The sequence below is a fragment of the Limosilactobacillus antri DSM 16041 genome, assembly GCF_000160835.1.
In the GTDB taxonomy this organism is placed as follows: Bacteria; Bacillota; Bacilli; order Lactobacillales; family Lactobacillaceae; genus Limosilactobacillus; species Limosilactobacillus antri.
This window is the reverse complement of sequence record NZ_GG700733.1, coordinates 136,724-159,525: the sequence shown is the minus strand read 5'-3', so window position 1 is coordinate 159,525 and position 22,802 is coordinate 136,724. Positions and strand designations below refer to the sequence as shown.

General features: G+C 53.5%; 21 protein-coding genes and 2 tRNA genes. 15 read left to right on the top strand and 8 right to left on the bottom strand.

Going from position 1 to position 22,802, the window contains the following annotated elements; all coding sequences use genetic code 11:
• The first annotated feature begins 218 nt into the window (after positions 1-218).
• Both HMPREF0494_RS04325 and aldA read left to right on the top strand, forming a co-directional pair.
• Entirely contained in the window at positions 219-1,340 is a 1,122-nt protein-coding gene (locus tag HMPREF0494_RS04325; protein WP_007123717.1) for an NAD(P)-dependent alcohol dehydrogenase, read from the top strand.
• 59 nt (positions 1,341-1,399) lie between these two features.
• A complete protein-coding gene (aldA, locus tag HMPREF0494_RS04320; protein WP_040458790.1) occupies positions 1,400-2,851 on the top strand; it encodes an aldehyde dehydrogenase in 1,452 nt (483 codons plus the stop codon).
• A 140-nt stretch (positions 2,852-2,991) separates the two neighbouring features.
• Here the strand turns inward: aldA and HMPREF0494_RS04315 are convergent, their stop codons facing one another.
• On the bottom strand, positions 2,992-4,377 hold the full coding sequence (locus tag HMPREF0494_RS04315) for a cation:dicarboxylate symporter family transporter (RefSeq protein ID WP_007123715.1): 1,386 nt from the start codon (positions 4,375-4,377) through the stop codon (positions 2,992-2,994).
• Positions 4,378-4,748: 371 nt separating this feature from the next.
• Here HMPREF0494_RS04315 and HMPREF0494_RS04310 point away from each other — a divergent pair, with 371 nt between their 5' ends.
• The 5 genes from HMPREF0494_RS04310 (at position 4,749) to HMPREF0494_RS04290 (ending at position 9,671) form a co-directional block, all read left to right on the top strand.
• A complete protein-coding gene (locus tag HMPREF0494_RS04310; protein ID WP_007123713.1) occupies positions 4,749-5,627 on the top strand; it encodes a PPK2 family polyphosphate kinase in 879 nt (292 codons plus the stop codon).
• Positions 5,628-5,955: 328 nt separating this feature from the next.
• The gene (locus tag HMPREF0494_RS04305) at positions 5,956-7,089 is read left to right on the top strand and encodes an amidohydrolase (RefSeq protein ID WP_007123712.1); all 1,134 of its coding nucleotides are present in this window, start codon (positions 5,956-5,958) and stop codon (positions 7,087-7,089) included.
• Between the two features lie 11 nt (positions 7,090-7,100).
• Positions 7,101-7,934 (top strand): MetQ/NlpA family ABC transporter substrate-binding protein, encoded by an 834-nt coding sequence (locus HMPREF0494_RS04300; protein WP_007123711.1) that lies wholly within the window; start codon positions 7,101-7,103, stop codon positions 7,932-7,934.
• Positions 7,935-7,948: 14 nt separating this feature from the next.
• Positions 7,949-8,992, top strand: a complete 1,044-nt coding sequence (locus HMPREF0494_RS04295; RefSeq protein ID WP_007123710.1) for a methionine ABC transporter ATP-binding protein — start codon at positions 7,949-7,951, stop codon at positions 8,990-8,992.
• A gap of 1 nt (position 8,993) precedes the next feature.
• Complete coding sequence (locus tag HMPREF0494_RS04290; protein ID WP_007123709.1) at positions 8,994-9,671, top strand: methionine ABC transporter permease; 678 nt, start codon at positions 8,994-8,996, stop codon at positions 9,669-9,671.
• Between the two features lie 61 nt (positions 9,672-9,732).
• Here HMPREF0494_RS04290 and HMPREF0494_RS04285 read toward each other — a convergent pair whose 3' ends face one another.
• From HMPREF0494_RS04285 to HMPREF0494_RS04255, 7 genes are all read right to left on the bottom strand, one after another.
• Positions 9,733-9,957 carry a hypothetical protein gene (locus tag HMPREF0494_RS04285; protein WP_007123708.1) on the bottom strand — a complete coding sequence of 75 codons (225 nt, stop codon included), beginning with the start codon at positions 9,955-9,957 and terminating at the stop codon, positions 9,733-9,735.
• Positions 9,958-10,033: 76 nt separating this feature from the next.
• A tRNA-Lys gene (locus tag HMPREF0494_RS04280) sits at positions 10,034-10,106 on the bottom strand.
• A gap of 104 nt (positions 10,107-10,210) precedes the next feature.
• Positions 10,211-10,924 carry a MerR family transcriptional regulator gene (locus tag HMPREF0494_RS04275; RefSeq protein ID WP_040458789.1) on the bottom strand — a complete coding sequence of 238 codons (714 nt, stop codon included), beginning with the start codon at positions 10,922-10,924 and terminating at the stop codon, positions 10,211-10,213.
• A gap of 315 nt (positions 10,925-11,239) precedes the next feature.
• Positions 11,240-12,232, bottom strand: a complete 993-nt coding sequence (locus HMPREF0494_RS04270; RefSeq protein ID WP_007123706.1) for an aldo/keto reductase — start codon at positions 12,230-12,232, stop codon at positions 11,240-11,242.
• A 12-nt stretch (positions 12,233-12,244) separates the two neighbouring features.
• Positions 12,245-13,198 (bottom strand): aldo/keto reductase, encoded by a 954-nt coding sequence (locus HMPREF0494_RS04265; RefSeq protein ID WP_007123705.1) that lies wholly within the window; start codon positions 13,196-13,198, stop codon positions 12,245-12,247.
• A 98-nt stretch (positions 13,199-13,296) separates the two neighbouring features.
• On the bottom strand, positions 13,297-13,740 hold the full coding sequence (locus tag HMPREF0494_RS04260) for a winged helix-turn-helix transcriptional regulator (protein WP_007123704.1): 444 nt from the start codon (positions 13,738-13,740) through the stop codon (positions 13,297-13,299).
• A gap of 57 nt (positions 13,741-13,797) precedes the next feature.
• Positions 13,798-13,870 (bottom strand) — tRNA-Lys (locus HMPREF0494_RS04255).
• Between the two features lie 206 nt (positions 13,871-14,076).
• Here HMPREF0494_RS04255 and yycF point away from each other — a divergent pair.
• From yycF to rlmH, 8 genes are all read left to right on the top strand, one after another.
• Complete coding sequence (gene yycF, locus HMPREF0494_RS04250) at positions 14,077-14,784, top strand: response regulator YycF (RefSeq protein WP_003711451.1); 708 nt, start codon at positions 14,077-14,079, stop codon at positions 14,782-14,784.
• Between the two features lie 13 nt (positions 14,785-14,797).
• Positions 14,798-16,651 carry a cell wall metabolism sensor histidine kinase WalK gene (gene walK / locus HMPREF0494_RS04245; protein WP_007123703.1) on the top strand — a complete coding sequence of 618 codons (1,854 nt, stop codon included), beginning with the start codon at positions 14,798-14,800 and terminating at the stop codon, positions 16,649-16,651.
• On the top strand, positions 16,644-17,933 hold the full coding sequence (yycH, locus tag HMPREF0494_RS04240) for a two-component system activity regulator YycH (protein WP_040458788.1): 1,290 nt from the start codon (positions 16,644-16,646) through the stop codon (positions 17,931-17,933). Before walK ends, yycH begins: the two co-directional genes overlap by 8 nt.
• 13 nt (positions 17,934-17,946) lie before the next feature.
• A complete protein-coding gene (locus HMPREF0494_RS04235) occupies positions 17,947-18,786 on the top strand; it encodes a two-component system regulatory protein YycI (RefSeq protein WP_007123701.1) in 840 nt (279 codons plus the stop codon).
• A 16-nt stretch (positions 18,787-18,802) separates the two neighbouring features.
• A complete protein-coding gene (locus HMPREF0494_RS04230; RefSeq protein ID WP_007123700.1) occupies positions 18,803-19,609 on the top strand; it encodes an MBL fold metallo-hydrolase in 807 nt (268 codons plus the stop codon).
• 71 nt (positions 19,610-19,680) lie between these two features.
• A complete protein-coding gene (locus HMPREF0494_RS04225) occupies positions 19,681-20,955 on the top strand; it encodes a S1C family serine protease (RefSeq protein ID WP_007123699.1) in 1,275 nt (424 codons plus the stop codon).
• A 110-nt stretch (positions 20,956-21,065) separates the two neighbouring features.
• Positions 21,066-21,563 (top strand): phosphatidylglycerophosphatase A family protein, encoded by a 498-nt coding sequence (locus HMPREF0494_RS04220; protein WP_040458787.1) that lies wholly within the window; start codon positions 21,066-21,068, stop codon positions 21,561-21,563.
• Positions 21,564-22,153: 590 nt separating this feature from the next.
• Entirely contained in the window at positions 22,154-22,633 is a 480-nt protein-coding gene (gene rlmH, locus HMPREF0494_RS04215; RefSeq protein WP_007123697.1) for a 23S rRNA (pseudouridine(1915)-N(3))-methyltransferase RlmH, read from the top strand.
• The last annotated feature ends 169 nt before the right edge of the window (positions 22,634-22,802 follow it).

Genomic DNA, 22,802 nt, shown 5'->3' with positions numbered 1-22,802 from the left:
GTGCGGTAAATTAGGCTTGCTAGACGGATATATGAAATGGTTAACATACGACAAGTAAAAAAGTTTCACAAAATTTTAGCGGCGGTCCAGTATACTCTAAGTAGGTGTGTAACAATTATCAGCAGTGAAGCGGTGCCAAAATCTTCTAACCATTCGCCAACTTTGTGATACTTTAAACATTGTAAAGCGATTGGATATTTCTAAGGAGATGGATTGTTATGAAAATCAAAGCTGCTGTTGTAGATAAGAAAGGCGCTAAGTTTGATATTCGTGACGACGTTGAATTGGCAGAGATGCAACCAGATGACCTCCAGGTTCACATGGTGGCCACTGGGATCTGCCACTCCGATGAAGCCCTGCGGAAGGGTGATGCTGAGATCGGCTACCCAATTATCTTGGGCCACGAAGGTTCCGGGATTGTTGAAAAGGTCGGCTCCGAAGTCAAGGACTTCAAGCCGGGTGACCACGTTATCCTGTCCTTCTACGGCTGTGGCAACTGTATCAACTGTTTGAAGGGGAAGCCAACCAAGTGCCTGAACTACGCTGCCAACAACCTCTCCGGGGTTCGTCCTGACGGCAGTGCCCACTTCACCGAAGATGGTCACCAGGTCGACGATATGTTTGACCAATCATCATTCACCACGACGACCGTGGTTCGGGAGCGGAACGCCGTTAAGGTTCCAAAAGACCTTGACCTGCGGAAGCTTGGACCCCTGGGCTGTGGTTACGTCACCGGTTCCGGGACCGTCTTCAACACCCTGAAGCCGGAACCAGGCTCGACCATCGCGGTTACTGGGACCGGTGCCGTTGGCCTGGCCGCCATGATGGCTGGTAAGATTTCCGGCTGCACCAAGGTGATTGCCATTGACCGGGTACCAGAACGGCTGGAACTGGCGAAGGAGTTAGGCGCGACGGACGCTATCAACACTAACGACCGGGATATGGTCAAGGCTGTCCAAGACTTGACCGACGGCAAGGGCGTTGACTACATCGTTGATACTACCGGTGTTACCAAGGTAATGGAAGACGCCATCCAAGCCTTGGCTCAAGGTGGGGTTCTGGCTGCGATTGCCGTTACTGCCCAGCACATTGACGTCAACACCTGGAACGATCTTTGCCCAGCCGACCGGACCATCGTTGGGGTCAACATGGGTGACTCGATTCCACAGGTTGACATTCCACGGCTGATTGAATTCTACAAGCTCGGTATGTTCGACTTTGACAAGACCGAAAAGTTCTACGACTTCGACCAGATCAACGAAGCCAACGCTGATTCAGTATCTGGCAAGACCATCAAGCCAGTGCTGATTATCGATAAGGACTACCAGCCCGGTGACTAATTAATTCTTGGTATGAAGAGAAGTTTGGTTTAGCAAGTGCTTGAAAGGAAGCAATAAAATTGGCTGCACCACACTACAAGATGTACATTAACGGCAAGTTTGTTGATACGGACTCTGGTGAAAAGATCACGGTCATCAGCCCAAACGATGAAGCGGTTCTCGGGACGGTTCCAAGCGCCACGGTTGAAGAAACGCGGGCGGCAATTGACGCCGCTACCGAAGCCGAAAAGTCCTGGCACCGGGTTCCCGCACCGACCCGGGGGATGTACCTCCACAAGCTGGCCGAGGAAATTCGCAAGGACCCCGAACCATGGATCAAGAATTTGCAGGTTGAACAAGGGAAGATTCGCTCCCTGGCCGAAACGGAAGTTAACTTCACGGCCGACTACTTTGACTACATGGCCGCCGCTGGCCGGACTTACAAGGGTGAAGTTATCCAATCCGACAACAAGGACGAGACGATCCTGCTCAAGCGGATGCCAATTGGGGTCATCGCCGGCATCCTGCCGTGGAACTTCCCATTCTTCCTGATTGCGCGGAAGATGGCGCCAGCTCTGGTTACTGGGAACACCATCGTCCTGAAGCCAAGTTCTGATACGCCAATTGGTGCCTTGGAATTTGCTAAACTCTGTGATAAAGTCGGCATCCCAGCCGGGGTTGTCAACTTCGTCACCGGACCGGGTTCCGTGGTCGGCAACGAATTGTCCAAGAACCCGAAGATCGGGATGGCGAGCCTGACCGGTTCCGTTAACGCCGGAAAGCGGATTATGTCCGCCGCTGCGGAACACGTTGGCGAAGTTTCCTTGGAATTAGGTGGGAACGCGCCAGCAATCGTTTGTGACGATGCCGACATCGACGAAGCCGTCAAGGACATCATCGGCTCGCGGTTCGACAACAACGGTGAGCTGTGCAACAACGTTCAGCGGGTTTACGTCCAGGAAGGCGTGGCTGACGAGTTCATGGAGAAGCTGACCGCGGGCGTTAAGGCCATTACTACCGGTGACACCGTTAAGAACCCGGACATCGGCATGGGCCCGCTGATTAACAAGGCGGCCCTCGAAAAGGTTGACAGTCAGGTCAAGCAGGCCGTCAAGGAAGGCGCCAAGGTCGTTGTTGGCGGGAAGCCAATGGACGGCAAGGGCTTCTTCTACGAACCAACCATTTTGACCAACGTCACTCAGGAAGGTTCCGCAATCCAAGACGAAATCTTCGGTCCGGTCCTGCCGGTCATGACTTTCAAGAACCTCAAGGATGCCGTTGAAATGTGCAACGACAGCACGATGGGTCTGACCTCCGGGATCTTCACCAAGAGCCTTGACCGGGCAGCCTACGCCATTAACGAAATTCAGGCCGGTGAAACCTACGTTAACCGGAACTACTTCGAGGCTATGCAGGGCTACCACGCCGGAGTTAAGGAATCCGGGATCGGTGGTTCTGACGGGATGCACGGCATTCTGGAATGCACTGACACCAAGGTTTGCTACATCCAGCGGCACCCAGAAGACATCTAATAACAAAACGCTAAGTATCTCCTAAAGAAGCGGGAGGATGGCAGAGCTCATCTTCACGCTTTTTCGGCATAAAAACGCCAGCTCGTAAGAAGGAACTTACGGCTGGCGTTTGTATACTGAATAAATGTTGTTAGGGTCAATTAAAGTTCGTTGGCAACAATGTTCTTACGGTCGCCGAGCTGCTCGTAGTCGAGTTCCCCCATGTTCTTGGCGGTCACCACGCCCGCAAGGATGGAATCGTTGACGTTGAGGGCGGTCCGGGCCATATCGATGATCGGGTCGATAGCGATCAGAACCCCCATAATGGCAACGGGCAGGTTTAAAGTGCCCAGCACCATCAAGGTAGTGAAGGTGGCCCCACCGCCGACGCCGGCCACCCCGAAGGAGGCGATCACGTCAATTGCCATCAGGGTCAGGATAAACTGCCAGGAGAGGACGTTAATTCCCACAGTTGGGGCGATAATCGCCGCCACCATTGATGGGTAGATTCCGGCACAGCCGTTCTGACCGATCGTCAGACCGAAGCTGGCGGCAAAGTTGGCGACGGGACTGCTTACTCCCAGGGAGTCACGCTGGATTTTGACGTTCAGCGGCAGGGTTCCGGCGCTGGTCCGGGAGGTGAAGGCGAAGACCAGTGCTGGCCAGGCCTTCTTGTAGTAGGTGACCGGGTTAATCCGGTTGGCCAGCAGGATCAGGGTGTGAACGATAAACATCGCGATGATGGCGACATAGGCGGCAATGATAAAGGTTCCCAGCTTTGCAATCGAGGCAAAGCTGCTCGTGGCGGTGGCCTTGACCATCAGGGCAAAGATACCGTAAGGGGTGAGTTCCAGGACCATCTTGACCAGGCGGCTGACGATTCCTTGCAGTGCCGCGATGCCCTTGGCAAAGATCCGGGCTTCTTCGGCCTGGTTGTCACGCAGCCAGAGGTAGGCAATCCCGACCATCAGGGAGAAGATCACCACGGCGATGGTGCTGGATGACCGGGTCCCGGCAAAGTCGGCGAAGATGTTGGTGGGCAGCAGGTTGGTGATTTGCTGCGGCAGGGTCAGATCCTTGAGCGTTTCCTGGTGGGTCTTGATCGCCTCAACCGCGGTCGAGTTGGCCGCCATCCCCTTGATAAAGCCGGCTCCCTGGAGGTTAAAGGCAATCACGCTCATGATGCCCAGGAAGGACGCGATGGCCGTGGTGGACAGCAGGATCCCCAGGACGTTGGCGGTCATCTTCTTTAAGTTGGTCTTCGCCTTGAGACGGGTAAAGGCACTGACCAGGGAAACGAAGACCAGCGGGATGACCAGCATTTGCAGCAGGGCGATGTAGCCGTTGCCGACGATGTTGATCCAATCAATCGCGTTTGTGACCGTCTTGCTGGTCGGCCCGTAAAGCAGTTGGATTGCGCTACCACCGATAATCCCCAGCGCGAGGGCCAGGAACACCAGCTTATTAAAGCCCCAGTGGCGGCGGTGCAGGTAAACCATGCCGGCCATAATAATGGCGGCGATGATGACAATGATGAATGTTTGCATTTTTAATGCTCTCTTTCTTTAGGTGGAATGATGGCAGTTTAGCAACAAAAAAAGAGTTCCCAGTGCGCGCACTCTGAGAACTCTTCCGTGGGTAGTAGATTTAAACCTGGTAAAGCTGCTAATCAGCTTTGCCGGCCCCGTGATGAGTAATCATAAGGTAACGCAAATAGCATGTTGGCGTTCGCACAACATGCACAACAAGCTGCTGAATTGGTAAAGATTGCGTTAGTCATTATGATTGCTCCTTTCGTTTCTAAGCTTGGCATAACTATACCGGCATTCTTACTTTTTGTCAACCCAGGAGTTTAAATTAACCATTTGCCGCGCTTTGGTATAGGATTGAAGTAATACCAAAAAGGAGGACTTCAGCAATGGACACGAAACAGTACCGGTATCGCGATGATAATTTTAAGATTAAGCAGGCGCCAACCTTTGTTCAGGATTCAAGTGATGAACTGAAGAAGATTAAAAAGCAGATCAAAAAGAACCTTAAACACATCCGAAAAGCGCAGAAGAAGATGTACGCCCGGCGCCATTACGGCGTGTTGGTGGTTTTTCAAGCGATGGATGCTGCGGGCAAGGACAGCATGATCGCGCACATCTTTTCCGGGGTCAACCCGGTGGGGTTCAAAGTTGCCAACTTTAAGCAGCCGACCTCCCAAGAGCTGCGGCACGACTACCTCTGGCGGATTAACAAGGAGCTGCCGTTGCGGGGCGACATCGGGGTGTTTAACCGTTCCTACTACGAAGACGTCCTGGTCTCCCGGGTCCACCCCGAACTAATCCTCAACAGCAACCTGCCGGAAATCAGCTCGCTGGCGGACGTCAATGACCACTTCTTTAAGAAGCGTTACCAGGATATTCGGGAATACGAGAAGTACCTGACCCGGAATGGCTACGTGGTGCTGAAGTTCTTCCTCCACATCTCCAAGGAAGAACAAAAACGCCGCTTCCTTGCCCGGATTGATACGCCAGAAAAGAATTGGAAGTTCTCCTCTGCCGACATTCGGGAACGGCAATACTGGGATCAGTACCAAACGGCTTACGAAAAGGCAATCAAAGCGACCGCCACGAAGGAAAACCCCTGGTACGTCATTCCGTCTGATGATAAGTGGTACTCGCGCCTGATTGTTTCCGATATTTTGACCAAGCGGCTGGAGAAATTACCACTGGCCTACCCAACGCTAAGCCCGGCCGAACAGGCCAAGCTGGGGGCGGCCCGTCAAGAATTGCTCAACGAAAATAAGTAAATTTGAAATTGCGGGTTGACAAAGGGCCCGCTTCCGCTTACTATTAGTCACAACTTGTAATTGCGAAAAGAAAGGAAGTGCTGTAACCATGTTGCGTTTGGATAAAACCCTTTGTTGTTGTACTCAAAAGACGAACCGAACTGACATGGGAGCAGTTGGGGCATTTTGAGTACCCGTTTTTCCTGAAATATTCACGGAGCGGCACTTAAAATTAGCGCCGCCGGTAGCAAAAGGGCTATCAACCATGTCGAGTGGTTGGTAGCCCTTTTTGCTGCTTAAATTACGGGTTGCCAGTGAAACAGAGCTTTGCAGAAAGGAAGTAAGTGTAATGACAACAGACTTCACGGCGGTGACGGACGAGGCAATTCAAATTCGTCACTACTTACACCAGCATCCAGAAGTGTCGGACCAGGAAGTAGCGACGAGTGCCTACCTCCGCGACCGCTTGCGCACGCTCGGCTACCGGATTATTACTCCGGCCAAACTTAAGACCGGGGTGGTGGCCGAACTTGGTCACGGTCACCCGGTCGTCGCGTTGCGGTCGGATATTGATGCCCTGCCAATTCATGAAGCCACCGGCCTGGCGTACGCCTCGGTTAACCCCGGAGTGATGCACGCCTGTGGTCACGACTTCCACATGGCATCACTGCTGGGAGCGGCCCAAGCGCTGAAGGATGCAGATTTTGCCGGGACGATCCGACTGATTTTCCAACCGGCGGAAGAAACCCACGTCGGCGCACAGGAAGTGATGGAAAGCGGCGGGGCCGAGGGTATCGACGCCATCATCGGTTTTCACAACAAACCCGACCTGGCTGCTGGCGAGGTGGGAATTCTGGAGGGTGGCCTGATGGCGGCAGTCGACCAGTTTAAGGTGATCCTTCACGGGAAGGGGACCCATGCCGCCAAGCCGGAACTAGGCCGGGACCCGATTGTGGCCCTGACCTCGCTGGTTAACAGCTTGCAAACGATCGTCAGCCGCAACGTCGACCCCCAGGCAGTGGTGGTCCTGTCGGTAACCCACATTAGCGGCGGCAACACCTGGAACGTGATTCCGGAAACCGCCAGCTTCGAGGGAACCGTGCGGAGCTTTAGCACGGCGGGCCGGAAGCTTGCCAAGCAGCGCTTTATGGAAGTTGTCAAAGCGGGCGCGGCGACCTTCGACGTGACCCCTGAGATTGAGTGGATCAAGGGCCCAGACGTGGTGAACAACGATGACCAGCTGACCCCGCTGGTGGCGGAAACCACCGCCAAGTTTGCCCGGGTCGTGCGGCCGGTACCGTCAACTACCGGTGAGGACTTCGCCTACTTTTCCCAGCGGATCCCGAGCGTGTTTGCCTTTGTCGGCAGTCACGGGACGTCTGACTGGCACCACCCCGACCTGAAACTTGATGACCAGGCCCTCACGACCGGGATTAAGTTTTTCTACTACAACGCCTTGAACTTACTAGCTAAATTACGATAGGAGACGAGATTATGAACTGGAAGAAGATTACTAAGACGATGGCCGTGGCTTTAGGAATTACCACTTTGGTTACCAGCAGCTTAGGGGCACTCCAGCCCGGCAAGGTTAAAGCGGCGGATAACAATAAGACGATCCGGCTGGCAACGTCCCCGGGCCCGTACAGCGACTTGTTTGAAAAGGGCGTGGCACCGATCCTGAAAAAAGAGGGCTACACGGTTAAGACCCAGTCCTTCTCCGACCTGAACCATGCTGACCAGGCGCTGAGCGAGGGCAGTGCGGATTTGAACGTCGAGCAGCACACGGCCTGGCTCAATAACTTTAACAAGCAGCGCCATGCGAACTTCGTCGGTTTGACGGCCATTCCAACGGTGCCGATGGGGATTTATCCGGGTTCATCCTCTTCGTTAAAGAACATTAAGCGCGGCGCCAAGGTTGCGATTCCCAACGACCCGTCCAACCGTTCCCGGGCGTACCAGCTGCTCCAGCAGGCGGGCTTGATTAAGCTGAGCAGTGAGGGAGCCACGATTACCCAAAAGGATGTCAGCCAAAATAAGCACCACCTGCAATTCGTCGAGATGAACTCTAGTCAAATCCCCCGCTCCATCAAGGACGTCAACTACGCGGTCCTGCCGGGGAGCATTTCTTACGGGGCGAAGATTCCGTTGACTAAGGCCCTGGTCAAGGAAAAGCTGCAAAAGCAGTACCTGCTCCAAGCCACGGTAAACAAGAAGGACGCCAACAAGCCATGGGCCAAGGCAGTTAAGAAGGCTTACCAATCACAAGAATTTCGTCAGTACCTGCAAAAGCACAATCACGATGGCTACTGGTACGACCCGAATAAGTAAGAGGAGGAATCACAATGAACGAGCGATCAGGGATGCTGGAATTAGAACAGGTTTCAGTCGATTTTCGCAATCGTAAGCAGACCATTGCTGCGGTCCGCGATGTCAATATCACCATTCCAACCGGGACCGTCTTTGGCCTGATTGGCTATTCTGGTGCTGGAAAAAGTACCCTTGCCCGGACGATTAACCTCCTGCAGCGGCCAACTAGCGGCAGCGTAAAGATCGCCGGGGTGGACATCACGACGCTGGGGCAGCGGGAATTGCGGCAGTGGCGGCGAAAAATCGGGATGATCTTCCAGCATTTTAACCTGATGGCGACGCGGACGGTCGAAGAAAACGTTATGCTGCCGCTCCTGCACAGTGGGCTTTCAAAGCAGGAAAAGCGGCAAAAGGCTGACCGGCTGCTCAAACTGGTGGACCTGGCGGACCGTAAGGATGCCTACCCCAGCCAGCTTTCTGGCGGGCAAAAGCAGCGGGTGGCAATTGCCCGGGCGCTGGCGAATGACCCGCAAATTCTCATTAGTGACGAAGCAACAAGTGCACTAGACCCTAAGACGACGCAAAATATTCTTCAATTACTGCAACGGCTCAATAAACAGCTCGGTTTGACGGTTATCCTGATTACGCACGAGATGGAAGTGGTCCGGGAGATTACGAACCAGGTGGCGGTAATGGACCACGGGCAGATTATCGAGCAGGGACCGACGACGCAGCTCTTCCTGAACCCGCAGCAGCCACTGACCCGGGAACTGCTGGTTGATGGCGACCAGGGAACGGAGGACATGGCGGCGCTGATTAAGCAGTACACCGCCGAGGAGCGCAGCTTGGTCAGCTTTACCTACCGGGAACAGCAGACCGACCTGTTTACCCTGCTTAAGACAATTGAGCGGTGGGTCGAACAAATTAAGCTGGTTTACAACAATACCCAGCGGGTAGAAAACCAGCTCTGGGGGACCGCGGTAATTGCCGTCCGTAATGACCAGGTGGCGGAATTACAACAGTACGTAGCGGCCCACCCGGCGGTTGTCGCGAACAAACTACTCAAGGAGGTCGATTAAAATGCAGTGGCTCGCAAACCTTTTCCCGAACGTTGTCAGCAACCAAACCCAGTTTGTGGAATCAATCTGGCAGACGCTTTACATGCTCTTTGCGTCGGGGGTGCTGGTGGGGGTGATCGGCCTAGTCTTAGGGGTGGCCCTGGTGGTTACCGAACCGGGTCAGGTCCTCGCTAACGCTGCGGTCTACCAGGTGTTGGATAAGATCGTCAACGTCATGCGGTCGATCCCCTTCATTATCCTGTTGGCCCTGGTAACCCCGCTGACGAAGCTGCTGGTCGGAACCTCGATTGGGACCACGGCAGCGATTGTGCCGCTGGTGATTGGGTGCACACCCTTTTACGCCCGCCAGGTCCAGGGGGCGCTGGCGTCGGTTGACCAGGGCCTGGTCGAAGCGGCCGTGGCAATGGGCTTGTCACCCGTCGATATTATCTTTAAGGTCTATTTAAAAGAGGGGGCGGCCGAAATTGCCCGGACCTCGATCGTGACCATCATTAGTTTGATTGGCCTGACGGCAATGGCGGGAGCTGTCGGTGCCGGCGGCCTTGGCGACATCGCCATTACCCTCGGCTACAACCAGTTTGAAAATGACGTGACGGTGGCGGCGACGCTGATTATCCTCTTAATGGTGCTGGTTATCCAATTCTTCGGCGACCTGGTCGTTAAACGGCTCACCCATTGATATTGATAAAGTAAAATTCCCCGGGAAATATTTCCTGGGGAATTTTTTGGTATGGTTTATGCTATTTGCCGAGGGCCAACACCAGCAAGAGAATACTTGCTAGCAGGCCGGAAACGAAATAACTTAATCCTAATAGTCGGTGGTGCTTGGCAATAAATTCATCATCCATTCGTGGCCAACGACCATACAGAATTTGGTACCAATCTTCTTTTCCACTAAAAACTTGCCATCCCCAAAAGCTGATTAGGGCTGGGAAGATTAGTGATAGGATTAAAATAACGGACATGGCACGCACCCCCTAGGCGGCTAAACACAAAGAAAAAAGGCGATGAGGAATTTCCCTCATCACCTTTTTGTTAAGATGGGCAGTCAGGGGATCGAACCCTGGACCCACGGATTAAGAGTCCGTTGCTCTGCCAGCTGAGCTAACTGCCCATGTCATTGACAACACAAATAATAATATCAATTTTCAGCGCGGTTGGCAAGGACTTTTTGTGAAGTTTAACGGAGGCGGCAGATTATTTTGGCTGGAGTAGTGGTTATCTGCTTCGGTATTCCTCAATACAGTAACTTTTTTGCTGACAATGGGGGCAGGTTAATTTCCGGGTGTTCGGGGTATGGGCGGCCCAGAGCCAGCGCCTGAATGCTGGGGTGAATTCGGCCTGGCAATGAGGGCAGAGGTAGCTGACATGGTGGTAGTAATTACTGAACATGGGTATCGTGATCAGAACTGTCAGCAGGATGCCAAGGAGGGCCCACCAGGTTGAGGCACCGCGCCAGATAAGGGCGGCCAGGCCCCAGAGAAGGAATTCAATTAAAATTACCCAAATGAGGAGGGTTCGCCGAAGCTGGCGCAGCTTGCCGGGCTGCCTTTGACCATAAAGAATACTCTTTTTCAAACTCGTTGCCGTCACTTGCGAATCCGCCAGCTGCGCTTCTAAAAAATTCAGACTGTCAATTTGCGCTTGTGCCCGTTGCCGGTCGCTCGCCGCCTTTTCTCGCTGCTGGTTAATCAGTGTCCGCAACGGGGCCGAATCATTCTCGTTGTTAAGCAGCTGCCGAATGTCTTTTAACGCAAAGCCGAGCTGCTGGTAGGCCAGAATTTGCTGTAAGCGGGCTAAGTCGGCTTCCTGGTACTGCCGTTGGTTGGTCGAAGTGCGGGTCGCGTGGAGCAGGCCCTGCTGGTCATAGTATTGAACGGTCCGGACGGAAACGCGGCAGCGCTTGGCAAGCTGTCCACTGGTATATATCATAAGGAAATCCTCCTTGTCGAAATGATACCCAAATTTTACAGGATGACGTAACGTAGCCGTCAAGTCCGCTAATAAAAAAAGAGCTGTGACACAACCCACGGTTAGGGACTGTAAGGCTAGCCTAGGACGATCATTGGCACGGCACGGGCCGGTGATTGTCCGTAGGCAAATAGCCTTGCTGCGCATCGCTAGACTCTAAGTCCCTGGGTTGCGACGCGTAGCTAGCCTATCTGGGGTCACGTGATATCTTTAAAATATTCAAAACTAAAACGAGGACCTGCGGCAAAGCATAGTTTTGTCACAGGTCCTCTGAACTTACTTTTCTGCTAAGACCCGGTCAATTGCGGCTAACTCATCCGGGGTAAATGATAAATTATTGAGGGCTTTAACGTCGTCAACGAGCTGGCTTGGGCGACTGGCACCGACGAGGACGCAGGCAATTTCGGGTTCCCGCAGGTTCCAGGCAACCGCCATTTCGGCGAGTGATTGCTGGCGCTCGGCAGCAATTTCGTTGAGCTGCTTAACCTTGCCGATGGTCCGTTCTACCTGGTCCTCATGGAGGAATGGGCTGGTGGACTTGGCCGCCCGCGAGTCGGCCGGGATCCCGTTGAGGTAACGGTCGGTGAGCAGGCCCTGGGCGAGCGGACTAAAGCAGACGGCGGCCTTGCCTTCCTGCTTCAATACTGGCAGCAAGTCGTCCTCAATATGCCGGTCAAACATGTTGTAACGGGGCTGGTGAATGATAAATGGGGTGTGGAGGTCCTTAAAGACCTTGGTGATGGCGGCAGTTTGCTTGCCATCATAGTTGGAAATACCGATGTAGAGGGCCTTGCCTTCACGGACCAGCTGGTCAAGGGCTTCGGCGGTTTCTTCAATTGGCGTTTTCGGGTCCGGCCGGTGGGAATAGAAGATGTCTACGTAGTCGAGCTGGAGCCGCTGTAAGCTCTGGTTAGCACTGGCGATGATACTCTTGCGGGAACCCCAGTTGCCGTAAGGGCCGTCCCACATCTCATAACCGGCCTTGCTGGTAATAATCATTTCGTCCCGGTAGGGCTTCATGTCGGTTGCCATGATGCGGCCGAAGTTTTCTTCGGCACTCCCCGGGACCGGTCCGTAATTATTAGCCAGGTCGTAGTAGGTAATTCCCAGGTCAAAAGCTTGGTGGACGATTGCTTTTTGGTTTTCGTAGGGGTCGACGCTGCCAAAATTATGCCAGAAGCCGAGTCCAATCGCGGAGAGTTTCAGACCGCTCTTGCCGACCCGCTTGTAAATCATCTTTTGGTAACGGTCTGGATTTGCTTGATACATTTGATTAGCCTCCTATGGTAGTTTGTGTCCAGCGGCCAGGTAGAGGTCGTACCACTCCTGGTTGGTCAAATCAACGTCGGCGCCCGTTGCGCTGTCGGCGATGTGGGCGGGGTTCATGGTGCCCATGATTAGTTGAATCTGGGCCGGGTGTTTGAGGACCCAGGCCGCGGCAATCGCGTTTTTGCCGACCTGGTACTTTGCCGCCAACTTTGCCAGTTGGTCATTTAGTTCTGGGTAGTCTGGGTTGTCAATAAAGGTCCCCTCGAAGTTGCCGTACTGGAATGGTGACCAGGCCTGGATGGTAACGTGCTTGCGCCGGCAGAAGTCGAGCAGGCCGCCGTCGTGGTCGGTCCCGTCGGCATTGCTAATGTTGGTGTTGATCCCGAAGTCGACCATCCCGGTGTGCATCAGGCCAAACTGGAGCTGGTTGAACATCAGTCGCTGGGTCACACTGTCTTGAACCATCATGAACTGCTGGGGGTTGAAGTTGGAAACGCCAAAGAAGCGGACCTTACCGCTGGCCTGGAGGATGTCAAAGGCTTCCTTGATTCCAGCCAGGTCCATCAGCGGGTCCGGTCGGTGGAGGAGGACCGCGTCGAGGTAGTCAACGCCCATCCGCCCTAAGACGCCGTCGACCGCTTCCAGGATGTGCTGTTTGGTAAATTCGTAACGGCTGCCAAAGACAAAGCTGCCATGGCTGCGGGCCGGGTCAACGATAATTCCGACCTTCGATTGGATGAAGAGGTCTTCCCGGTCAACCGCCGCCTTTTGCAGGGCCCGGCCGAACACTTCTTCCGACTTGCCCTGACCGTAGATGTCGGCCGAGTCGATAAAGTTGATCCCGTGGTCATAGGCGGTGTCGAGGGCTGCTGCCGCTTGTTCGGGGCTCTTAGCTTCCATCCGCATGATGCCAAGACCCATGGCGGGAATTTTAAGGCTAGTGGCGCCGAGGTTGATTTGTTTCATAAGAAAAAGCCGTCCTTTCGTTTAATCCTAACTAACTACACTTTTGATGATAGCTGGCTAAGGGTTAAACGGCAAGACGGCACATTTTATTGCCTAGGTTACTTTTGGGTACCCGCTTGTTCATCCTCCTGGTCTGAGGCAAATTGGGTATAGAGTTTGTGCAGGCGCGCTTGTTTAACTGCCCGGGTTTCTTCGTTGTATTCGCAGGTCGGGTGCTTGAGCTGGTAATCGGTCTGGTTGAGGTAGCCCCACGCGCACATTACCTCAAGGATCGGGTAAAGTGACTGGCCGTGTTCCGTCACGCTGTATTCGACCTGGACGGGAACGGTGGGGATGACGGTCCGCTTCACAATCTGGTCCCGTTCCAACTCCCGCAGTTGGGCGGTCAGGGTCTTCTTTGGCGCCGTTTCTAGGTAACGGAGGATTTCGCTGTACCGCTTGGTTCCTTCAGTTTGCAGGTAGTGGAGAATCAATGGCTTCCACTTGCCGCCAATTGTGTTGAGCGTAATTTGGATTTCGGTCAATGCTTCCTTTTTCGCCATGGTGACTCTCCTTTGTAAAACAAAAAAAGAGGCTGAGAATCAAATCTCAACCTCTGATGGGCAGTCAGGGGATCGAACCCTGGACCCACGGATTAAGAGTCCGTTGCTCTGCCAGCTGAGCTAACTGCCCATAACGTTGTTAATCAACGTTAATAATAATAGCAAAATCTCAGCCGTTTGGCAAGGGGAAATTAAGAAATTAATTTAGGCTTGGGCGGTGCTGGCTTGAACCGACACTTGGCTGGGAAGTCACCGTGCCTGTGCTATAATAGGAATAGCAAAATTAGAAGAATTGAAGTGAAATCGTCAATTATACCCATTGGAGGGACTATTGAGATGGCAAAAAAGATTTTAGTTGTCGATGATGAAAAGCCAATTTCTGACATCATTAAGTTTAACCTGGAAAAGGAAGGCTACGAGGTCGTCGTCGCCTTTGACGGTGAAGAAGCCCTCGAAAAGGTCGAGGCAGAGGATCCGGACTTGATTATCCTGGACTTAATGCTGCCAAAGGTTGACGGTTTGGAAGTTGCCAAGCGGGTCCGGGCGAAGCACACGACCCCGATTATTATGGTCACCGCTAAGGATTCCGAACTTGATAAGGTCCTTGGCCTGGAACTCGGCGCCGATGATTATGTTACCAAGCCGTTTTCCAACCGGGAATTGGTAGCCCGGGTCAAGGCGAACCTGCGGCGGGAAGCAACCGCTCAAGCCCCCGCTGAAGAAGATAAGAACACCGACATCAAGGTCGGTGACATCACAATCCACCCGGAGGCCTACACCGTTACCAAGCGGGGCGAAAACATCAACCTGACCCACCGGGAGTTTGAACTGCTCCACTACCTGGCCCAGCACATCGGCCAGGTCATTAACCGGGAGCACCTCTTGCAAACTGTCTGGGGCTATGACTACTTTGGCGACGTCCGGACGGTTGACGTAACGGTGCGGCGGCTGCGGGAAAAGATCGAGGATAACCCGAGCCAGCCGCAATGGCTCATCACGCGCCGGGGAGTCGGCTATTACTTGGCAAATCCTGACCAGAATTAGAGGCTGAGCAGTTGTGAATAGCAAGTTAAAGTTTTATCAATCAATTCGGGTAAAAATCGCCCTCGTGTTTGCGTTAATGCTGATGTTAACGCTCGAATGCGTGGGGGCGGTTTTTGTGCGTCAATTGGAGCACCAGAACCTGAACACTTTCAAGCAAACGATTGAACTGCCCTCCTACGTTGATAATTCGCTCAGTGAACAATTATCCCGGTCTAATACGAAAAAGGCCGACCAGGAAATCCGGCAAATCCTGTCGGAGGTCAACAATAACAACATCTCCGAAATCCGGGTGGTGGACAGCAAAGGGGTATTTCGCGGTACCAGTACGGCCGATAACCGGAACATAGTGGGGCAAAAGACGACCGATGCGATGGTCAAGGCGACCCTGTTAAACAACCGATCCCACTCGGAAAACGTCTACGATGGTGCCAATCACAACCGCTACTACGTCAACGTGATCCCCCTCAACGACAGTAACAATAACGTGGTCGGGGCCGTCCTCCTCCGGGCGAGTTTGGAGGGGGTCTACTCCAACATTAACAACATCACGCTGATTTACTTCTCCGCGGCCCTGGTAACGATTATCCTGTCCCTCTTCCTCGCCGTCCTTATTTCCCAGGAAATAACCCGGCCGATTGAGGAAATGCGCAAGCAAACCCTGCGGATCGCCCGCGGGGACTTTTCCGGGCAGGTCCGGGTAATGGGCAATGATGAATTAGGCCAGCTCGCCGGGGCAGTCAATAACCTGTCCGTCCGGGTCGAGGAGGCCCAGGAGTCCTCCGATTCTGAACGGCGGCGGCTGGACAGCGTCCTTTCCCATATGTCCGATGGGGTGCTTGCTACGGACCGCCGGGGCAACATCACGATTGTTAACAACATGGCCCTGCAACTGCTAGGGGTGGACCACGAGGACGACTTGATCGGCAAATCGATAATTGACGCCCTGGACATCCGCCACGACTACACCGTCCGGGAGCTGATCAACAGCAACCAGAAGGAAATGATTATTGATATGTCGGCCGGCGGCAACGACCTGATCCTCAACGCCTACTTCTCGCCAATCCAGCGAGAATCCGGCTTCATTAGCGGACTCGTGTGTGTCCTGCACGACGTTACCAGCCAGCAGAAGGAAGAGCGGGAACGGAAACAGTTCGTTTCCAACGTTTCCCACGAACTGCGGACCCCGCTGACCAGCGTTCACAGTTACGTGGAGGCGCTGAGTGACGGGGCCTGGAAGGATCAGGACATTGCGCCCCAGTTCCTAACGGTAATTCAAAACGAAACCAACCGGATGATTCGGATGATTAACGACTTGTTGAGCCTGTCGCGGATGGATTCCGGGACGACCAAGCTCAACTTGGAGTACGTCAACATCAAGGAGCTGTTCAACTACATCCTGAACCGCTTTGACATGATTATCAAAAAGAACGAGAACAATAAGGACAGTAAAAAGTACACAATTGAACGCTACTTTACTGATAAGGACCTCTGGGTGGAAATTGACACCGACAAATTTACCCAGGTCATCGATAACATTATGAACAACGCGATTAAGTATTCGCCAGACGGCGGGGTCATCACCACCCGCCTGCTGGAAACCCATAATCACGTGATCTTGAGCATTTCTGACCAGGGGCTGGGGATTCCCCGCAAGGACCTTGGCCGAATCTTCGACCGCTTCTTCCGGGTTGATAAGGCCCGGAGCCGGAAGCAGGGGGGAACTGGCCTGGGCTTAGCAATTTCCAAGGAAGTGGTCAACCTGCTTGGCGGGCAGATTTGGGTCGACAGTGTCGAGGGCCAGGGATCGACCTTCTACATTTCACTGCCGTACGTTCCGTATGAAGAGGAGGATGATTGGGATGATTAACAAGCTGAAGACCAACTGGCTCTCAATTGCTTTGGCGATCGTCGTAATCATCAGCCTGGTTTTATCCGGCCTGATCTGGACGAACCCCTTTCAGTATGAGGGGGCGCACCGGGAAAACGTCACCAAGAGCAGCCAGCAGTACACGGCCCAGTCAATGGGCGACGTCTACCTGCCCACCACGATGGTGCGGACGGACGGGCGGGGCAGCCAGACCTTTTTGTACAGCACCCAGATCAGCCTGATGCGGGAAGTGAAGAACAGCATTCGGGGCTGGCAGTTTGGCCGGGTCGCAACGGTGAAGAGCAACAATGGTGACGTTTACCTGAGCTACTTGCGGCGGCACAACGCCATCACGCTCAGCTACCCGAACGCAATTCCGACCCTCGTCTTCAACGAAACCTTTTCGCAGACGGTCAACAGCGACCAGGTGGCCCAAATTAACCACATCGTGATCCCGTTAAAGGGGCCGCGGGAAGTCTACCTGCTGAGCGACCACCGCTACGGGATTTACCGCCTGCAGGTGAAGAAGGGGAGTTTCAAGCAAATTGCCAACCTGACGCGGGGCGCTCGGGGGATCGCGGTTGACCACAAGATTATCAACGGCGAAACGATGCTGACCTACCCGAAGAGCGTTACCCTGCCGGTCTTCGCCTTTCAGGTTGCCAACCAAAACATCGATACCCTCAGTTCCAACCTGCTGAGCAGCAGTCACCGCAGCAACATCACCTCTAGCAAGAATGGCGACCAGGTCGTATACAGCAGCGGCAATAACCAGCGGCTGGTCTATCACCGCAACAACGGGACCGTCGACTATGAGTCCTATACCAACAGCGATGACCACCGGTCGACGGACCAGCTATACTCCTACTTCTATAACCGGCTGGTCAAGACCGGGGTACAGCTGAGCAACATCCGCTTTGACGGGACCAGCAACCACCAGCGCCGCTTTACCTACCGAACGTTTGTCGACGGCTTCCCGATCTTTAACGAAGACGGTTACGGCAGCATCCAGCTGGAAGCCAATACCGGAGCCGAACGTTGCCAGATGAGCCGGTATTCGCTCCAGGTGCCCTTGCCAATCAACCAGCAGGAAGTGAAACTGCCGGCTACGTCTGAGGTCCTAAATGAGCTGCACGCCAGTCCGCATTTTAAGGACATCAAGGGGATCCGGGTCGGTTACCTCTGGCGGTCCGATGACAATAATAAGGTGGTTAAGCTGACGCCGACATATTTCGTGCGGTACCATGGCAACTGGGTTGATTACGAGCAATTGATTAAGTAAGGAGGCGTGCAAGGTGAACTTTAAACGAATTCAGTGGATTTTTCTGGTTGCCTTCATCCTCTTTGACATTATTGTCGGTTGCCAGCTGCTCTTTCAAAACCGGTTTACCATTACCAATAACACGCAGAGCCGGCAGTCGACGGTGCTCAAGGAAATGCGGGCGGATTCGATCAGCTACCAAAACCTATCCAAGCACCAGCCGAACGCTTTTTACATTTCCGGCAGCCGGTCGGGCGATGGCGGGGAGCTGGAGCAGCAAATGGCAAAGCTGCATAACCAGACTTCCCGGTTTGCCGATAGTCAGCTAGTGAGTGAATTCGATTCGCCAATCAAGCTCAATGGTGACCGGCCGCAGTCACGGCTCGACCAGGTTGTCCGCCGGGCCCGCAACGTTCCCCTGGGTGAGCACTACCAGTACAGTGCCCAGCTGTCGAGCCGGCGAGAAGCTGTTTATACCCAGATGGTGAAGGACCAGCCCGTCTTGTCCAGCGATGGGCAAATCCGCTTCCGGATTAACTGGAACAACCAGGTAACGGGCTACACTCAGACCTACCTGGAAGACCCGACGACCCTCCAGCAGCGGACGGCTACCATTAGCCAGCGGCAGGCGGTAGTCTGGCTTTATCGGCACAACCAGATTCCTAACAATTCGCAGATCCGGTGGGCGATTTTGGGCTATACGAAGCTTTTGACAACCAATAACCACAACCGGGCCGTTTATGTCCCGACCTGGGCCGTGGAGATCAAGACGAAGACGGCGGACACGGTTCAGCGACTGAACGTCAACGCCTTTAACAGCACGATCATGAAGTCGTCGCCGGACACCGTCAACATGGACAGTATTAATAAGTGAAAAAGGAGCACTTGGAGTGGCAGAGCAGAATCCATTACGTTACAGCATTCTTGCCAGCGGAAGCACTGGCAACGTTACTTACTTGGAGACCGACCAGCACCGGATCTTGATTGACGCCGGACTGAGCGGCAAGAAAATTGAGGGCTTGATGGCCAAAATCGACCGGTCCCTCGCCGATGTTGAGGCCATCTTCGTCACCCACGAACACAGTGACCACTGTCATGGGGTTGGGGTCTTGGCCCGTCGTTACGGTATGGCAGTCTATGCGAACCGCGGCACCTGGCAGGCGATGGCCAACAAGGTCGGGGCAATTCCGGACGAGCAGAAGTTTATCTTTAACCCGAACAGTGTGCAAACCCTGGGCGACCTCGATATTGAGAGTTTTGCCGTCTCGCATGACGCGGCCGAACCGCAGTTTTACCAGGTCCACCACGATAATAAGACCTTCTGCATTCTAACCGATACCGGCTACGTTTCTGACCGGGTTGCGGGAACGATTCGCGACGCCGACGCCTACCTGATGGAATGCAACCACGACACCGAAATGCTCCGGATGGGGCCGTACTCGTGGCCGCTCAAGCAGCGGATCCTCGGCGATGATGGGCACCTCTCAAACGAAGAGGGGGCTGACGCGCTGATGAGTGTCATTGGGCGGCGGACCAAGGAAATCTTCCTGGGTCACCGCAGCCAGCACAATAATATGCGCTCCCTGGCCCACCTGACCGTGGCCAGTCTGATGCAACAGCATGACTTTGGGGTTGACCAGGACTTTCAGCTGGTGGATGCCGAACCGGAAGAGCCGAGCAAGTTAATGGTCATATAACAGGAATTTCAATCTTTTTTCACAACTATACGTTATGGTTATTAGTGATAACTGATTTGGAGGAATGAAAAATGAGCGATCAAAAACTCCGTAGCAACCGGTTTTGGGCGAAAGTTGCTGGTATCGGCCTGGTCGCCGGCCTAATTGGGGGCGGCGTTGCACTGGGCATCAATGGTGTGATTCAGCACCATGAAGCGGTCGTCAGCACCAAGGTGCCGAGCGGTTCAAACCAGGACGGCGGCACGAAGGTCAACGGCAACAAGGCGGAATTAAACACCGCTTCGACCAAGGCGTACAACGCGGTTCAAGGAGCGGTGGTCAGCGTGATTAACAAGCAGAAGGTCCAACAGAACAACGGGATGCTGGACGTCTTTGGCATCGGTGGCCGGGTCGATGGCAGTAACCAAAGCAGTGATAACAACAAGCTCCAGACGGCCAGCGAAGGGTCTGGGGTGATTTACAAGAAGTCTGGCAACGCGGCTTACATAGTTACTAATAACCACGTGGTCGCCGGCTCCAGTGCGCTCCAGGTAATCATGAGCAACGGCAAGAAGGTCGATGCGGACCTCGTGGGGAGCGATGCGGCAACCGACTTGGCGGTCTTAAAGATTAACTCCGCCAACGTGAAGACGGTGGCGTCATTCGGTAATTCCAATTCCATTACCACCGGTCAGGATGTTTTGGCGATCGGTTCGCCAATGGGGAGCGAGTACGCCAACACCGTTACTAAGGGGATCGTTTCCGCCAAGAACCGGACCCTAAAGGCGGGGACTGACGGTACCTTAACCTCGGTTATCCAGACCGACGCGGCAATTAACTCCGGTAATTCCGGTGGCCCGCTGATTAACATGGCGGGGCAGGTCATCGGGATCAACTCGATGAAGCTGGCTTCGAACAACGACGGTTCCTCAGTCGAGGGGATGGGTTTTGCCATTCCAAGCAACGAAGTGGTCAGCATCATCAACCAGCTGGTGAAGAACGGGAAGATTTCGCGGCCAGCCCTCGGCATTGGGATGATTGACCTGAGCAACGTCACGACTGACCAGCAGAAGTCGGTCTTAAAGCTGCCAAGCAACATCACCAAGGGGGTTGTGATTGCCCAGGTTGCGGATGGTTCCGTAGCCGATAACGCCGGCTTGAAGAAGTACGACGTCATCACGAAGTTAGGGGACAAGACCATCAACAATACCGGTGAACTGCGGGCGGCCCTGTACAAGTACAAGGTGGGCGATAGCGTCAAGATTACCTTCTACCGCGACGGCCAGCAGCAGACGGCCACGGTCCACCTGACCAAGGCAGCGAGTGCCACTGATAACAGCCAGCAACAGCAAGGGGCCGGCGAATAATAACTTTTAATTCTGGCGGGTTTGCGCACTGATTGACGTGCGGGAAACCGCCATTTTTTTGATAAAGTGGTAAAATGCAATTAAAATCTTTGGAACGGAGGAGCACAGAGATGAATAACCGGAAGTTTAAGTACCCTGATACCAAGGCCTATGAATTTGTGGTTGGCCGGCTCAAGGACCGGGGGGTCAACTTAGCCGACCTGGCTGACATTATCTATCATTCACAAATCGAGTTTGAACCGACGCTGACGATGGACCGGGTCAACGAATACCTCCAGGACGCCTTGCATAAGCGGGAACTGCTCAACAATGCGATGGTCATGCTGGAATTGGACCGGCTGACGGAGGCCGGCGCGGTCGCAGAACCGCTGTCGAGTATCATTAAAAATGACGCGGGGGTGTTCGGGGTCGACGAAACCCTGGCCCTGCAAATCGCCAACATCTACGGGACGATCGGGACAACCAATTTTGGCTACTTCGACCGGGTCAAGAAAGGTATCATTGCCAAGTATGATACTGACGCGGGCCACGTGAACACCTTTATTGATGACCTGCTCGCGGCGATTGTTGCCGCCGTATCGGGGAAGATTGCCCATAAGTACGCATGAGATAGAAAGCAGCAATGGCTTGCGGAGGCTTTACCGCCCCGGAAGCCTTTTTTACTTGCCTGTGCAAAAGTCGGGCGGTCCGTTTGGGGAATTGGCGTGGGACAGGGACGGATTTTACCCAAATTTAAACCTTTAAAAACGAATAATTCATACTTTTTGTGGAATAAAATTCATTTTGCCACGGGGTGTTGCACAAATACCACGTGACGTGTTATTTTGGGAAAGATTTATGATAGAATAACCGGCGAAATTAACTGTGGAAAACTCGGTGGATAAGTTATGGGGAAGAGTAGCTGAAATTTCAAAAGTTGATTTACCGGTATTTTTACCAGTTGAAAGTTATCCACAGGCTAACCGGTGACCGGTGGATAAGTGGATAACATTTAGAGATGTGCCCTGATAAACGTTGATTTGACGGCGATTTAACCTTGGGGAAGGGAACGGTTGTTTTTGTGGACAACTGTGGATAAGTTTGCTCTCAGAAAGCGCTTTTCGCGGAAACGGAGAAGCGAACATTCGGAGATCCCTGGTGGGCTTTTAACAGCCTGTGGATAACTTTGTGGAAAACGTGTGGAAAGTGGTGGATAAGTTTGAATATCAAAATAATCGGTGTCGGAAAGCTGAAAGAGAAGTATTTTAAGGCCGGGATTGCGGAGTATGCGAAGCGGCTGGGGCGCTTTTGCAAGTTTGAGATTGTGGAAGTTCCGGATGAGAAAGCTCCTGAGTCCTTGAGCCAGGCCGAAATGGACGAGGTGATGGCCAAGGAGGGAGAACGAATCCTGAGTAAGATCAAGGACCGTGAATACGTCTTCGCACTCGCTATCAAGGGCAAGGAACGGACGTCCGAGGAGTTCGCCAAGGAAATCAACCAGCTGACGACGTACGGCCACAGCGACATTACCTTTGTGATTGGCGGTTCCCTGGGGCTGAGTCCGGCGGTGCTCAAGCGGGCCGATACCCAAATTTCCTTTGGCCGCTTCACCCTGCCCCACCAGCTGATGCGGCTGGTACTGACCGAACAGGTTTACCGGGCTTTTACCATTATTAATGGCTTGCCCTACCATAAATAAACCATCAGTTGCTTGGCGGCTAGTAAGTTCCTGGAAGAGGAAATGCTGGCCGCCTGTTGCTTTTTAAAGGCAGACGTGGTGGGGATGAAAGGGATTTCTAAATTATTTCTCAAGAAGGTTAAGAAATCATATGTAATTTCGCATTATATTGTCCGTGATATGCTCATAA

Bases quoted from the DNA above. Each gene is read 5' to 3' on its own strand.
- HMPREF0494_RS04305 (WP_007123712.1), top strand. From the start codon at position 5,956: ATGACAACAGACTTCACGGCGGTGACGGACGAGGCAATTCAAATTCGT.
- HMPREF0494_RS04325 (WP_007123717.1), top strand. From the start codon at position 219: ATGAAAATCAAAGCTGCTGTTGTAGATAAGAAAGGCGCTAAGTTTGAT.
- HMPREF0494_RS04260 (WP_007123704.1), bottom strand. From the start codon at position 13,740: ATGGCGAAAAAGGAAGCATTGACCGAAATCCAAATTACGCTCAACACA.
- HMPREF0494_RS04225 (WP_007123699.1), top strand. From the start codon at position 19,681: ATGAGCGATCAAAAACTCCGTAGCAACCGGTTTTGGGCGAAAGTTGCT.
- HMPREF0494_RS04285 (WP_007123708.1), bottom strand. From the start codon at position 9,957: ATGTCCGTTATTTTAATCCTATCACTAATCTTCCCAGCCCTAATCAGC.
- HMPREF0494_RS04295 (WP_007123710.1), top strand. From the start codon at position 7,949: ATGAACGAGCGATCAGGGATGCTGGAATTAGAACAGGTTTCAGTCGAT.
- HMPREF0494_RS04265 (WP_007123705.1), bottom strand. From the start codon at position 13,198: ATGAAACAAATCAACCTCGGCGCCACTAGCCTTAAAATTCCCGCCATG.
- yycF (WP_003711451.1), top strand. From the start codon at position 14,077: ATGGCAAAAAAGATTTTAGTTGTCGATGATGAAAAGCCAATTTCTGAC.
- HMPREF0494_RS04290 (WP_007123709.1), top strand. From the start codon at position 8,994: ATGCAGTGGCTCGCAAACCTTTTCCCGAACGTTGTCAGCAACCAAACC.
- HMPREF0494_RS04275 (WP_040458789.1), bottom strand. From the start codon at position 10,924: ATGATATATACCAGTGGACAGCTTGCCAAGCGCTGCCGCGTTTCCGTC.
- HMPREF0494_RS04270 (WP_007123706.1), bottom strand. From the start codon at position 12,232: ATGTATCAAGCAAATCCAGACCGTTACCAAAAGATGATTTACAAGCGG.
- HMPREF0494_RS04300 (WP_007123711.1), top strand. From the start codon at position 7,101: ATGAACTGGAAGAAGATTACTAAGACGATGGCCGTGGCTTTAGGAATT.
- HMPREF0494_RS04315 (WP_007123715.1), bottom strand. From the start codon at position 4,377: ATGCAAACATTCATCATTGTCATCATCGCCGCCATTATTATGGCCGGC.
- HMPREF0494_RS04220 (WP_040458787.1), top strand. From the start codon at position 21,066: ATGAATAACCGGAAGTTTAAGTACCCTGATACCAAGGCCTATGAATTT.
- HMPREF0494_RS04310 (WP_007123713.1), top strand. From the start codon at position 4,749: ATGGACACGAAACAGTACCGGTATCGCGATGATAATTTTAAGATTAAG.
- yycH (WP_040458788.1), top strand. From the start codon at position 16,644: ATGATTAACAAGCTGAAGACCAACTGGCTCTCAATTGCTTTGGCGATC.